Annotated in this window: 12 protein-coding genes; 4 read left to right on the plus strand and 8 right to left on the minus strand. The window is 62.0% G+C overall.

The genetic code is table 11. The features are described from left to right. The first annotated feature begins 8 nt into the window (after window positions 1–8). The gene (locus GPJ75_RS16385; RefSeq protein ID WP_163269406.1) at window positions 9–1,262 is read left to right on the plus strand and encodes a LysR substrate-binding domain-containing protein; all 1,254 of its coding nucleotides are present in this window, start codon (window positions 9–11) and stop codon (window positions 1,260–1,262) included. A gap of 9 nt (window positions 1,263–1,271) precedes the next feature. Here the strand turns inward: GPJ75_RS16385 and GPJ75_RS16390 are convergent, their stop codons facing one another. Together GPJ75_RS16390 and GPJ75_RS16395 are read right to left on the minus strand one after the other, a co-directional pair. Next, a complete protein-coding gene (locus GPJ75_RS16390; RefSeq protein ID WP_163269407.1) occupies window positions 1,272–2,141 on the minus strand; it encodes an HpcH/HpaI aldolase family protein in 870 nt (289 codons plus the stop codon). A 62-nt stretch (window positions 2,142–2,203) separates the two neighbouring features. Next, on the minus strand, window positions 2,204–3,187 hold the full coding sequence (locus tag GPJ75_RS16395) for an ABC transporter substrate-binding protein (RefSeq protein WP_163269408.1): 984 nt from the start codon (window positions 3,185–3,187) through the stop codon (window positions 2,204–2,206). Between the two features lie 255 nt (window positions 3,188–3,442). On the opposite strand from GPJ75_RS16395, the gene GPJ75_RS16400 reads away from it, so the two are divergent. Genes GPJ75_RS16400 through GPJ75_RS16410 form a run of 3 tightly spaced genes read left to right on the plus strand, consistent with a single transcriptional unit; the run spans window position 3,443 to window position 6,490 of the window. Further along, on the plus strand, window positions 3,443–4,312 hold the full coding sequence (locus GPJ75_RS16400; RefSeq protein WP_163269409.1) for an amidohydrolase family protein: 870 nt from the start codon (window positions 3,443–3,445) through the stop codon (window positions 4,310–4,312). Then, window positions 4,309–5,193 (plus strand): substrate-binding domain-containing protein, encoded by an 885-nt coding sequence (locus GPJ75_RS16405; protein WP_163269410.1) that lies wholly within the window; start codon window positions 4,309–4,311, stop codon window positions 5,191–5,193. Before GPJ75_RS16400 ends, GPJ75_RS16405 begins: the two co-directional genes overlap by 4 nt. 16 nt (window positions 5,194–5,209) lie before the next feature. Then, complete coding sequence (locus GPJ75_RS16410) at window positions 5,210–6,490, plus strand: MFS transporter (RefSeq protein ID WP_163269411.1); 1,281 nt, start codon at window positions 5,210–5,212, stop codon at window positions 6,488–6,490. 19 nt (window positions 6,491–6,509) lie between these two features. On the opposite strand, the gene GPJ75_RS16415 is transcribed toward GPJ75_RS16410, so the two are convergent. From GPJ75_RS16415 to GPJ75_RS16440, 6 genes are all read right to left on the minus strand, one after another. Then, window positions 6,510–7,553, minus strand: a complete 1,044-nt coding sequence (locus tag GPJ75_RS16415) for an amidohydrolase family protein (RefSeq protein ID WP_163269412.1) — start codon at window positions 7,551–7,553, stop codon at window positions 6,510–6,512. Between the two features lie 243 nt (window positions 7,554–7,796). Then, window positions 7,797–9,068: an MFS transporter gene (locus GPJ75_RS16420; RefSeq protein ID WP_163269413.1), complete on the minus strand. Its 1,272-nt coding sequence runs from the start codon at window positions 9,066–9,068 to the stop codon at window positions 7,797–7,799. Next, complete coding sequence (locus tag GPJ75_RS16425) at window positions 9,058–10,035, minus strand: D-2-hydroxyacid dehydrogenase family protein (RefSeq protein WP_163269414.1); 978 nt, start codon at window positions 10,033–10,035, stop codon at window positions 9,058–9,060. The genes GPJ75_RS16420 and GPJ75_RS16425 overlap by 11 nt, the downstream gene beginning before the upstream one ends. A 76-nt stretch (window positions 10,036–10,111) precedes the next feature. Beyond that, window positions 10,112–11,779, minus strand: coding sequence for a peptide ABC transporter substrate-binding protein (locus GPJ75_RS16430; RefSeq protein ID WP_246249090.1), 1,668 nt, complete (start codon window positions 11,777–11,779; stop codon window positions 10,112–10,114). Between the two features lie 49 nt (window positions 11,780–11,828). Next, window positions 11,829–12,767 carry an ABC transporter permease gene (locus tag GPJ75_RS16435; protein ID WP_163269416.1) on the minus strand — a complete coding sequence of 313 codons (939 nt, stop codon included), beginning with the start codon at window positions 12,765–12,767 and terminating at the stop codon, window positions 11,829–11,831. Then, the gene (locus tag GPJ75_RS16440) at window positions 12,764–13,717 is read right to left on the minus strand and encodes an ABC transporter permease (protein WP_163269417.1); all 954 of its coding nucleotides are present in this window, start codon (window positions 13,715–13,717) and stop codon (window positions 12,764–12,766) included. The genes GPJ75_RS16435 and GPJ75_RS16440 overlap by 4 nt, the downstream gene beginning before the upstream one ends. Window positions 13,718–13,719 lie beyond the last annotated feature (2 nt).

The raw sequence follows: 13,719 nt of genomic DNA on the forward strand, positions 1-13,719 counted from the left end.
ACACAAACATGAACGACTGCCTGGATATACCCAACATACGCCATCTCCGGATGGTCCAGATGATCGGACAACTCGGCGGCGTTACCTGTGCATCGCGCACGCTCAACACATCGCAGCCTGCGGTTACCCAGGCGATCTCGAACCTGGAAACCGAGCTGGGCGCGGAGCTTTTCGAAAGACGGGCCACGGGAACCTACCCGACCAAAGTGGGGCGGCTGTTCCTGCGGCGCATCGACCGGTTCTTCGACATCCTGGAACACGCGATGGCGGCAGTCCGCGGCGCCTCGGAACGCCTGGCGCCGCCGGTGGAGCGCCTGATCACCGCCACGCAGATCAGAGCGCTGATCGTCACTTCGGAACCGTCGACCGTCAATGAGGTGGCCTCGCAGCTTGGCGTTTCGGCGTCCACGCTGTATCGCTCTGTCAGGGAGATGGAACGTCATATCGGCCACCGCCTGTTCATCAGCACGGCGAATGGTCAGGTCTGTAACAAGACAGGTGAATACCTTGCGCGCCGGATGCGGCGTGCCGTGCGCGAGATCGAGTTCGCGCGCGGCGAGGTCCGGAGCGTCACCGGCACCGGCAACGTAAAGATCGTGGTCGGCGCCCTGCCTATGGCGGGTTCTTGCGAATTGGCGACCGCCATATGCGCGTTGCTGGCCCAAAGACCTGAGGCGCGCGTGCAGATCCTGACAAGGGACTACCACAGCCTGCTGGACGATCTGGAGAATTGCCGCATCGACATGATCTTCGGGCTTCTGCGACGCCCCGAATGGGCAACGGATGTTGAGGAGGAAATCTTCTTCCGCGATTCCTACTGCATTGCCGCCCGCCGCGGCCATCCCCTAACCAAGGTGCCCGACATAACGCCGGAGATACTGACGCAATACGACTGGGTTGTGCCGGCCGCCGGCACACCGCGTCGCAAACAGATCGACCGGCTGTTCGAGGACATTCCCCGGAAGCCGCGTTTTGGGATCGAGACGAGCTCGCTGGCCACCCTGCGCGCCTTGCTGTCCAAAAGCGATATGATTACCGTGATGACGCGCGGCGAGATGACGCTCGACGTTAGTGCCGGGATGCTGATCAGCTTGCCCTGCCGGTATCTCAGTCCTATGCCGCCCAAGGGGCTTACTACGCGGTCGGGCTGGTTGCCAACGGAGGCGCATCTTGATTTCATCGACTGTCTGCGTGCAGCCACCTCGCCTGCCATGCGCGAAAAGGAGCAGCGCGGGCCTGCCGAGTTGGCCATTGCGTCCTGAAAAGGCGCATCAATTCACGCCCAGGGCCGTCCGCGCGCTTTCGTAGGCGGCATAGCTGCGCTGCGGCGTGGTGAAGAGGATACGGTAGCCTTCCTCGATGACCTTCTGCGCATTGGCCGCTGAGACATGCGGATGCCCGACCGGCACATCGGCCTCGCGGGCGCGCGCCAGTATCTCGGTCATTGCCTCCCGGACAACTGGATGCTCATAGTCGCGTGAATGACCAAGCGCTTGGGATAGGTCGCCCTCGCCGATCATGATGGCGCCGATCCCAGGCACCTCGGCAAGCATCTCGCGTAGATTTTTCATACCTTCGACGCTCTCGATCATGAGCATGCAGAGGATCTCTCCTGCGGGGTTGAGGGGCCACACGTCGGCGCGCGCATAATACTCGGCCTGCTTGAGCCCCCAGTAGCGCGAGGCCGCCTTGGGGCCGTCGCCGCGCCGGCCGACCGGATGGGAAAGCCCGTCCTCCGGTGGGCGTGCATAGCGGCAGGCTGTCACGGCGTTCATTGCCTGCTCCACCGTGCTCACATGCGGCCAGACGACGCCGTAGACGCCGCTATCGAGCGCCTGCTTGGCGAGCCACTGGTTCATCTCCGCCCCATTTGCGGGGATGCGCACGAAGGGCGCGACCGATGGCGCCAAGGTTCCAGATGAAGCGATCTGGCGCCGGTCCAGCATGTATTGGAGAGCGTCCCGGAGATTGGCGCCATCCCAAGGGCTGTGTTCCATCTCGAACAGCACCCCGTCCAGCGGCGAGGCAGCGAATGCGATGGCCTCTTCGCGTTCTGCCCTGGCGAACGCCATGAAGGCATGACCACCCCGTTCCAGGGCGTCGATAACGTTGTTCAGTCTTCCGATTTCTTTCTGTGGCATGAGGCTTTTTCCCTGTCATGTTCGCATAACCGGCAGATCCAATGGGAGTGGCCAGGCGGCCCCTACAAGTCGACGAAGACATCTTCGGCCGGTACTATGTGCGGGATGAGCCGTTGCCCGTGGGCGTAGCGTATCAGGGCCTCGATCGAGGCCCTGTTGGCTTCCAGCCCGTAGGGCAGAGGGTCTTCCCCGACGATCTCTGCCAGCGCACGATGTTTTTCCGCATCCGTACCCGCGGCGGTGCCGGCACGCAGCTCGGCCAGATAGGCGTCCTTGGCGGCCGCAAAGGCATCGAAGATGTCCCTTGCCAGCGCCGGCCGTGCCATCAGCACTTCCTCCTTGAGGACCAGCGTGCTGTGCATCGGATAGATGCCCATGCGCTCGTAATAGCTGCGTTCGGCCGCCTCGGCATCGGGGATCAGCTCGCGCAGCTCCGGCGACTTCACCGGCACGTTCTTGTTCCAGTTCTCTTTAGGGGCCCCCTGGCGGCCGATTCCGGCGTTGCCGAGGAACCCCGCATCGATCTCACCGGCCGCGATCATCCCGGCAAGGGACTTTCCCTCGGGAACATGGACGACGTTTTCAGGAAGCCTGAGCGCTTCGACATGCTCCTCGTCGTCGACCATCCAGGTCACCTTGTCGAGGTCGACACCGTACTCTTCCTGCAGGATGCCACGTGTCCAGACCCCGGTCGTTACCGAATAGGCGCGCACGCCCACCGTCTTGCCCTCCAGATCCGTGGGCTCGGTGATTCCGGAATCGGGCCGCACGACGAGACCGGCGTGGTGGAACCGACGCGAGAAGAACACCGGGAGCGCGATGATGGGCACGCCGTAGGCGCGGGCGATGATGTAGGTAGTGGGCGCGAGCTCCGCCACGTCGAATTCCAGATCCCGCACCATCCGGCGGAAGGCGGCGATGTGCGGCTTAACGTCGACGAAGTCGAGCCTGACACCGGGAACGCCCATGGCGCCGGTCTTGAGGGCCTGAGTGTGCGGATAGTTCCGCAGGCAGGTCATGAGCGACAGATCGGTGTCGGTGGTCATCCAGAGGCTCCCAGCTTGCAATTGCCTAGCCCGTCCCGAAGGCGGGCTAGGCCAATTGAAATCCGGACACCCGCGATGTGCGAATAGGTTCTGCGCCGGCACCCATAGATTTGTCCGTGTGTCCCGGTTTGCGGCTGCCAACGCTAGATCAAATTTCCAATGGTGAGGGAAAGGGATTGGATTGGCGTGAAAACCGGCCCGTACCGAATATTTGCCGACACTGGTTTTCTGAGGAAAAGGGCCAAAGGACACGCAATGAAGAGCCGAGTAATCGATATTCATCCTCATATTATCTCCAACGATATGACGGCCTATCCCCATTCGCCTCTGGGCGGAAAGCAGTCGACCTGGTCCAGGGAACGCCCTGTCACCTTCGAGCAGTTCGTACAGGCGATGGACGAGGCGGGAGTCGATAAGGCGGCGATCGTGCAGTCGTCCACCTGCTACGGCTACGATAACAGCTATCTCGTCGATTCCATTGCCAAGCTGCCGGAGCGCGTTTGCGGGGTCGGCTGCGTCGACGTCACCGCAGCGGATGCGCCGGCGGCCATCGCCGACCTGGCCAGCCGCGGCATCCAGGGCCTGCGCCTGTTCACCGGCGGCAGCACCATTCAAGTGAATGTGGACTGGCTCGACGACCCGGTGACCTATCCTGCCTGGGAGGCCGCGGGCGAGCATGGCATGGCGATCAGCATCCAGACCCGCCCGGTCGGACTGCCCAAGGCCGGGTCACTGGCCAGGCGGTTTCCGAAGGTCAAGGTGGTGATCGACCATCTAGCCCGCGCGCCCGTGGCGGACGGCCCGCCTTACAAGGAGGGCGAGGTGCTTTTCGTCTTGGCCGACCTGCCGAATGTCTATCTCAAGGTGACGCCGCGCACGTTCGACCAGGTCTTAGAGGGCAAGGCATCGGCGGAGACCTATTTCCCTAGGCTCGTCAGCGTCTTCGGCGCGGAGCGGATGGCTTTCGGGTCGAACTACCCGTCCTCGGAAGGCGATCTGCCCGGCATCGTCGCAAGGGCGAAGTCGGTGCTGTCGTGCCTGCCGGACGAGCAGAGCCACATGGTGTTGGCCGGAACCGCGCAGATCCTCTATCCCGCACTGGCCGACGAGGAGGTCGCGTCATGACCGCTCCCATGCGTCTCCACACCCTGCTGGCGGATTATCCCGTCACTCATGCGCTGCGGACGGGGGAGATCGGTTCGGATCTGATTGCGTTCGATTTCGCGCCCTATGAGGTTTCGAACCACGCTTTCAAGCCGATGGTGCGCGAACTCGCATTCGACGCCGGGGAACTGGCCATCGCCACGTTCCTGCAGGCCAAGGACTGGGGCAAGCCGCTGACTTTGCTGCCGGCGACCATCTCGGGACGGTTCCAGCACCACTGCATCGCCTACAACATCGAACGCGGAGAGCTGCGTCCCCAGGATTTGGCCGGCAAGCGGGTTGGTGTCCGCGCCTATACCCAGACCACCGGCATGTGGGTGCGCGGCATCCTGCAGAACCAGTTCGGTGTCGATCTGAGCAAGGTGACGTGGCTTACCTTCGAGGACGCGCATGTGGCCGAATACGAGAACCCGCCGAATGTGATCATCGCGCCGCCGGACAAGAAGCTCAAGGACATGCTGCTGGACGGCGAACTCGATGCCGCCATGCTGGGCAGCGATATGCCCGACGACCCGCGCCTGCGCACGGTGGTTCCCGACCCGGAAGCGGCCGCCCGGGCGTGGTACGAGAAGCATCGCGCGGTCTCGGTCAACCACATGTTCGTGGTCCGCTCGGACCTGTCGCGGGACCGTCCCGACGTGGTGGCCGAGCTTTTCCGCCTGCTGAAGGAGAGCAAGGCGCGCGCCGGCGTGAAAGGCGAGATCGACATGCGCCCCTACGGGTTCGAGGCGCTGCGCCCAGGGCTGGAACTGGCAATCGAGTACTGCCACCAGCAAGGGCTGGTCCGTCGCAGGATGTCCGTCGAGGAGTTGTTCGACGATACCACGATCGGGCTCAAATGAGCGCCGGTCGGGCGGAATGAGCAGCCTGCGGTCGCGGCTCATTGTCTTCGCGAGCCGGGGTTTCCCGTCCTTGGTGGCCGCCCTGTTCCTGGGCGGCTTCGCCATCCAGATTCAGACGGTCGCCGTGGGATGGCAGGTTTATGACCTGACGGGCGACCCGTTCCAACTGGGTCTTGTGGGGTTGTCGCAGTTCGCCCCCGCACTCGCGCTCGTCCTGTTTACAGGCGCGGTCTCGGACAGGCTCCCGCGTCGTCTGGTGATGAGCACTTGCCTGGCAATGATGGCATTCGTCGCCGGCGGGCTCGCCTATCTCGCCTGGATCGGCAACAAGTCCACGCTTCCCATCTTTGCCCTCATCTTGATGTTCGGGGCTGTTCGGGCCTTCTACAATCCGGCGCGGCAGTCCATTGTGACCAACATCGTTGAGCCGGAGCACTTACCGAGGGCATTGGCTACCAATAACAGTGCGCACCAGATTGCGACGATCTGCGGTCCCGTGGCCGGAGGGCTCATTTATGGGATAAGCCCGGTGGCCGCCTACGGCGTAGCCTTCGCATTTCTCCTTGTCGCCGCCGTGCTGATCACTCATTTACCGCGCATTCGCCAGCAGATATCGCGGGCGCGGCGCGACTGGTCGGAAATGACAGCGGGCTTCCGCTTCATTCGGGAGAAGCGGATCATCCTTGGGGCAATCTCGCTCGATCTATTCGTCGTTCTTCTGGGCGGCGCGATCGCGCTCCTCCCGGTCTATGCGCGCGACGTGCTGGATATCGGATCGGTGGGGCTGGGCCTTCTGAGAGCGGCTCCGGCGCTGGGCGCCGTCATGGTCGGTCTCTTCCTGATCGGCCATCCGATCACGCGCAACGCCGGCCGGATCATGTTCGCCGCCGTGGCGGGCTTTGCCGTGTTCACCTTCGTCTTTGCTCTTTCGGAGGTAGTCTGGCTCTCGGTCCTCTGCCTGATCCTTATCGGGGCCTTCGATGTGGTCAGCGTTCTGATCCGTAGCACCCTGATCCAGCTCCACACGCCCGACGACCTGCGCGGACGGGTCAACGCGGTCAATCAGGTGTTCATCGGGGCATCAAACGAGGTCGGCGGCTTCCGCGCCGGCACCACGGCGGCGCTGTTCGGCCCGGTCTTGGCCGTTGCGGGCGGAGCGATTGTCGCTCTGGGCATTTGCGGCGTGTGGTATCGTGTCTTTCCCGAACTGCGAGAAGTCTCGCAACTGGGCAAACCGCAGGAGGATAAGGCGCCGGTAGCCGTGGCCGAACCGGCGCCTCCCCCAGCGCACATTTGAGGATGTCTGCCGTACGGCCTCAGGCCGGCGTGGTAATCTTTTCCTGTTCCCGAAGGCGCTTGTCCAACTGCGGATAAACGCGCCGAGCGTTGCCTTCGTAGATCTTCTTGCGGTCCACTTCGCTCAAGCCTGTCAGAGCTTCGACGTAGCGCCTGGTGTCGTCGAAGTAATGGCCTGTCTCGGGATCGACGCTGCGCACCGCGCCAACCATCTCGGACCCGAATAGAATGTTCTCTGCCGGGATCACCTCCGTCAGCAGGTCGATGCCCGGCTGATGATAGACACAGGTGTCGAAGAAGACGTTTTCCATCAGCAGTTCGGCCAGCGGTGGACGGTTGAGATCCTGCGCGAGGCCGCGATAGCGCCCCCAGTGGTAGGGCACAGCGCCACCCCCGTGCGGAATGACGAACTTCAGCGTCGGGAAATCCCTAAACAAATCTGAAAGCAGGAACTGCATGAAGGCAGTCGTGTCGCCGTTCAGGTAGTGCGCGCCAGTGTGGTGAAAGTTTGGATTGCACGAGCCGCTGACATGAATCATGGCGGGCACCTCGAGCTCAGCCAGCTTCTCGAAAAGCGGGTACCACCAGCGGTCGGTGAGCGGCGGATCGGTCCAGTGGCCGCCACTCGGGTCGGGGTTGAGGTTGCAGCCGACGAAACCGAGTTCGCTGACGCAGCGCTCGAGCTCCTCGATGCAATTCTGCGGGGGGATTCCGGGCGATTGCGGCAGCTGGCACACCGGCGCAAAGCGATCGGGATAGAGATTGCTTACGCGGTGGACCAGGTCGTTGCAGATACGCGACCAGTGCCTGCTGAGTGCTTCGTTGCCCTGATGATGCCCCATCAGACCTGCGATCGGCGAGAAAAGCGTCAGGTCGATACCGCGTTCCTTCATCAGCCCGAGTTGAGCGTTTTCGAGACGTTCGCGCAGCTCGTCATCCGAAAAGTCAGGCGGTGGTGCGAAGTCACTGGTTTGCCCGGCCTCGCAGGTAGCGACTTGCATCTTGCGGTATTCGCGCAGCGAGGTGGGGACGGTTGTAAAATGTCCATGACAGTCGATGATCATGTATGCGGAGCCTTCCTCTTGCGTGCTTACCGGCCCGTGCCACCGCGGACGCAATGGCCAATTCCAGATCGAGATACCTCGGGGCGATTTACTCTGAAGACTAGGTCTCGTACCGTGGCCCTATGAAATTGGGAAACCCGCTCCGGCCATAGAATTTGCTGAGAGGTGGTACTGAGATGCTGCGCTCGATTGAGCGACAGCGTTGAAAGACCGCGCCTTTCTGCGCCAGCAAGCACCAGCTAGCTAGCCGTCTCCCGGCCCGATATCTCCGAGCGCGCGCATTGCCGGTATGGTGGCGATGACCGCGAGAAGCACCAATCCCGTAGCCAAAAGCACGGGGAGGGTAAGACCCACATGGTCGAAGGCCCAGCCTGTGCCCAGCGCCCCCAGTGCCGGGCTGCCCCGCGAGATAAGGCCATGCACGCTGAGCGTTCTCCCGCGCATGGAGTCGGGCGCCCGCAACTGCACGAATGTCTGTGTCCCGATCACGCTACGGGTCACGAAGAACCCGATGATGAGCGCCAGTGCAGTGTCGAGCATTGCGGAACCGCTTGCCACGAGCGCTGCCAGTGCCGCGGCCCCCAGCGCCCATGACGTCGCTACTTTCCGCACGAGTCCGTTCAGCGAGGTGTCGACGCCGAACGTGAGCCCGGCCGCGATCGCCCCTACGGCCATGCTCGAGGTTAGAAAGGCGAGGCCGGTCGCCGCCGATGTAAAATTGTTCTCGGCGAAGGCGGGGAACAGCTCCTGTACGGATCGCACCCCGGCACCGCCCAGGAAAAGCAGGATGAGCAGCAATCGGATTCCCCGGTCGCCGAAAGCGAAGATCACACCGCTGCGAATCTGCGTGAACACCGTTCCTTCCGGTTGCCGGGCAGGTGGCGGATCGATTTTGATGAGCCCAAGCAGCGCGACGAAGAAAATGGTCAAGAGCGCGTTGGCAAGAAAGATCAGTTCGACCTCAAAATGCACGATCATGATACCGGCGATTGCCGGTCCGGTAAGCCGCGCGAGATTGATGTTGACCGAACTCAGGGCAACCGCCGACCCCACGTCTTCGCGGGAGACCAGGCTTTGCACCAGCGCCATGCGCGCAGGCTGGCTGAGCGCGATCATCGAACCGTTGGCCGCGGCGAGCGCCATGAGCATGGGCAGGTTGAGCAGGTCGAAGAACAGCAGAATGCCCAAAAGGGCGGCGATGCCGGCGAGGACATATTGGCACAAGCGCGTCAGCTTGAGACGGTTCGTCCGATCGGCCACCGCGCCGGCCAAAGGCCCCACCACGAGGATAGGCAGCATGTCGGCCGTCGCGAGCATGCCGAGCCAGAAGCCCGAGCCCGTCATCTCCCACACCAGCCAGATCAACGCGATCCGCTGCATCCAGGACCCGGTGAGCGAAATGCCGTTCCCGAGGGTATAGAGCCCGAACCGCCTCTGCGTCAGCAGGCGCAGATGCCCTATATTGCGCAAGCGATGGAGGAGACCAGGGCGGTGGTCAAGGCGCTCACTTACCATTCCGTGTCGCCCCGTTCACCACGCCGATCGGCGTGCCGTCCATGAAGGCCGAGATCGCGGCGACCGCATCGCCGTAATAGATCGCCAGCATCTCCCGCGTGAAGTAGCCGAGATGAGGTGTGAGAATGACGTTGTCGAGGCCGCGCAGCGGATGATCGGCCGGCAAGGGTTCGGTCTGATAGACATCGAGAGCTGCCCCGGCGATCATCCTGTTTTTCAGCGCATCGATCAGCGCTGCCTCGTCCACTATGGCGCCTCGCGCGGTGTTGATCAGGTAGGCACTGGGCTTCATGAGGCCGAGTTCGCGGGCGCCGACAAGACCGGTGGTTCGTTCGCTCCAAGCGACATGCACCGTGACGAAATCGCTGGTTTTAAAAAGTTCGTCCTTGCTGACATAGCGTGCACCGGCTTCCGCAGCTCGCTCGGGCGTCAGGTTCTGGCTCCACGCAACGACGTCCATGCCGAAGAACCTGCCGCCGCTTGCCACCTGCCGCCCTAGCCCGCCGAGACCGATGATTCCCAGTGTCTTATTGCGGATGGTGGTGCCGGCGAAATGCTGCCAGCCATCTTGTCGCATCAGCCGGTCTTCTAGCGGGATGTTGCGGGCAAGCCCCAGGATGAGGCCCCAAACGAGCTCTGTGACCGAACCACCGCCACGGCCATCGACCTTGGTGTTCGAAACGAGGACACCTTGCTCGGCGGCCGCCTCCACATCGATGGTGTCGTACCGTTTGCCGGTCACGAGAATGTATTTGAGCCGAGGGAGGCGTTCGATGAGACGGCGTGGGATGGGCATCCGCTCGCGCAGCGTGCAGATGATATCGAAGTCCTTCAGCGCCTCGGCCGCCTCGTCGGGCACTGCCAGCGGACGGTTGAAGACCACGATTTCGGCTTTTGACGTTACGGCAGACCAGTCGGCGACCTGCTGCGAAATTTCCAGATAGTCGTCGAGAATGGCGATGCGCATATTTTGGCCCGATGCTTCAAACATTGAAAGGGGCAGGCCCGCGGGTCTGCCCCAACCCCCGTGGGACGTCGAGGAACTAGTTAAGCGTCCATTCCTCGGCCCAGATTGCATTCACGTCGAAGGGCGTGGAGTTGAAATTGCCGACTTGCGGGATGGCCACGTAGGCCGCTGCGTAGAAGTAGAGCGGCAGCATGGGCAGGTCCTCCGCGAATATCTCCTGCACCTGGCCGGAGTACTTCGCCTTCCCGGTCTGTTCGAGCGATTGCTCGAAGCCAGCGACCGCCTCGTCCATGTGTTCACTGGCATAGCCGGAGAAATTGTTGCCCACCCAGGCGTTTTCCTCAGTCGGGATGGCGTCCGAGCCAAGGGCTATGCGCGGCGAGGTGGATGGCGAAAACTGGATCGAAGACAGGATCATGCCCGAGAAACCTCTCTTGCGCGCGTACTCGCCATTATATTCCTGCAGCCCGACGAACTTGTTCTGCGTCTCGACGCAAATCTCCTTGAGCTGACTCTGGATGACCAGCGCAAGCTGCTCGCGCGTCGTATTGCCGGCCGTGGTCACGAACTCGAATGAGAGCCGATCGCCATTGTCGTTCACACAGATGCCGTCAGGACCCGGCGTCCAGCCCGCTTCCGCCAGCAATTGTTTCGCCTTTTCCGGATCGAATTCGTATTTGCGCACGTCGGGATTGTAGTAGGGGCTCACCGGGCTCTCGAAGGTGTGCGCCACAGCCTGCAGCCCTTCGAACAGCGCGTCAGTGATCGCCTGGCGGTCGATGCCGTGCATCAGCGCTTGCCGCACCTTGAGATCGGCGAGAGCCGGATTGTCGAAGTTGACGGCGATGCGTTCGAGATTGGTGCCGTCCCGCACGAAAAACTGAAAGCGATCCAGGTGCTGCTTGCGCAACTCGAGCATCTGCTCGAAGCTGATGCCGCCGGGGCTGACCACGATGGTCTCGATCTCGTCGGCCAGTACAGCCTGAAGCAGCGCCGACGAGTTGTCGCGGTAGCTGACCACGATGCGTTCAATGTCCGGAGTCTTGCCAGGCCAGTGCGGATTGACCCCGAAGCCCACGCGCTGGCCGACCGCATAGTCGCTCAGAATATATGAGCCGTTCCAAAGGCCCGGGTTGTCGGGTTCGCGATTATAGAGCGTCTGGCGTGTGTAGCTCTCCAGATCCTTATTGGCTTCGTAGATCGGACGTTCCAGATGGGCCGGAATGACCTGATCCCACGAATTGTAGCTCTGCATCACTTCCGGCAGACGGATGACGAAGGTGCGCTCGTCGATCGCCTCGATATCGGAAGCCCGGGTCCACGGGTTGTAGTTGGAAAAGCCGATATTCGGGTCGTTCGCCATCTCCCAGGTGAATATCACATCGTCGCTCGTCACTGGCGTGCCATCGCCCCAGGAAAGACCTTCCTTGAACTTGAAGGTCACTTCCATGCCCTTGCTGCCGTCGGCGTTCTCGACGATCTTGGCGCCGCCGTTCTCCACCGTGGGCAGTTCCTCGCAGAGGACGCAGACGTTGTCGCCGTCGAGGTAGAACGCCGTGAGCGGCCGCAGCGAGAAATTGATCAGGTTTCTCTTGGTGTTGTTGACCTGGACCAGCGGGTGGAAGTTCGTCAGGAACTGACGGGCTCCAAGCACCAGTTGCTCGTCGTCGGCCTGAGCGTATGCCGCAGGCGCGGTCATGAGCCCTAGCGCGGCCAGGGCCGGTAGAAGTTTCAGTCTAGTCATCTCAGTCTTCCTCCCTAGAGAACTTTGATGGAGGTCCGGGGATCCGGACCTATTTTTCCGAGCGAGGATCGAACGCGATGCGGATCCCATCCCCCACGAAATTCACGGAAATTACGGTCAGGAAGATCAGCAGACCGGGATAGACGGCCAGCGCCGGCGCTGAAATGACGAGTTCCTGCGCATTGGTAAGCATGTTGCCCCATGACGGCGTAGGCGGAACGATGCCGAAGCCGAGGAAGCTCAGCGTGGATTCGAACAGGATAATGCGCCCCACCGACAGCGTTGCCGCCACCGTGATCGGCGTGGTGATGTTGGGCAGCACATGGACCAGGACGTTGTAGAGATGCCGGGCGCCGCTCACCGTCGCCGCCTTCACATATTCGCGTTGTCGCACCTCGATTGTCGCCGCACGCGTGATGCGCGCGATGGTTGTCCAGTCCACCAGAGCGATAATGATCACGATGCGCAGGAAAACCACTCCGGGCGAACTTGCGAGCGCCTGAGACAGCCCGAGTTTCGACAGATCCACGGCACCCAGCACGATAAGGACGGGCGTCATCGGCAGTGCGATGACGACGTCAGTCAACCGCATCAGGAATGCATCGACCTTGCCGCCAAGAAAGCCGGCCCAGACGCCGATCAGGACGCCGATGAGGGCAGTCAGCAAGGTTCCCAGTACGCCGACGGCGATTGACACCTGACCGCCATACATCAGGCGCAGCAGCACGTCTCGGCCGAGCGAGTCCGTGCCCAGCCAGTGCTCGGCAGAGGGGGGACGGAAGCGCATCAGAAGGTTGGTCTCGTTGGGATCGAGGCCCATGAGGAGACTGTACGGGTAGGCCAGCACGCACAGAGCCGCCAGCACCACGAGTATTGCGAGCGCAATTACCGCCGGCTTGTTGCGCAGGAAGCGCTTGCGCCGGAGCTGCCAGATCGTCTGGCGAGGAGCCGAGGGGATGCCGGCGAGTTCTGTGTCGATCGCGCTCATTTCAGTGTGATCCTCGGATCGAGCCAGGCATAGGCGAGATCTGCCAGAAGGTTGGATACCAGCGTGACGATGGTGGCCAGCAGAAGACCGATGAGCGCGAGGTTGAAATCGACATAGCGAATGGCGTCGAAAATCATCTTGCCCATACCGAGAATGCCGAAGATGGTCTCCACCACCAGGGCGCCGGAAAACAGCATTCCAAAGCCAAGAGCCAGCACGGTCACCATGGGAATGAGCGCATTGCGTAACGCGTGCTTGACGATGACCGTCGTCTCAGAGAGACCCTTGGCCCGTGCCGTGCGAATGTAGTCGGAACTCATGGTCTCGATCATGGACGCGCGCACGTAGCGCAGGAGCGGGCCGACGAAGAACATGGTGAGTACTGTGACGGGCAGTATCGAATGGTAGATCTGGAGTCCCAGGGAGGGGTTTTCGGCAAGCGGCGTGCCGCTGGCCGGCAGCCAACCCAACTGCACGGCGAACACGATGATGAGGATCAAGGACAGCCAGAAGTTGGGCAGTGAAATGCTTGCGAAGGCGAAGAAACTGATGACGGTATCCATCCAACCGCCGGGTCGCAGAGCCGCGATGGCACCCAACAGCAACGACAAGGGGATCGACAGCACGATTGTCGCGATCATCAGCTTCAGCGTCTGCAGAAGCGCGGGGCCCAGGATTTCCAGCACCGGCCGGAAGTAGAGACTGGAAAAGCCGAAATCGCCCTGAAATGCCGCAGTCAGCCAGTGCCAGTAGCGAACAGGCAGGGGAACGCCCACACCGTAGAGCTCGCGCATCTGCCGCGCCAGCTCGGGGGTTAGCGCCGGATTGCCCTCCAGCATGTTCTCGACCGGGTCGCCCGGCATCATGCCGATCAGCATGAAGAGCAGAAATGTCATCACGAGCAGGACGAAAGCGGCCTGTACCAGTCTGAAGAATGTGTATCTCAGCATGG

The sequence above is a fragment of the Chelativorans alearensis genome (assembly GCF_010993735.1).
In the GTDB taxonomy this organism is placed as follows: Bacteria; Pseudomonadota; Alphaproteobacteria; order Rhizobiales; family Rhizobiaceae; genus Chelativorans; species Chelativorans alearense.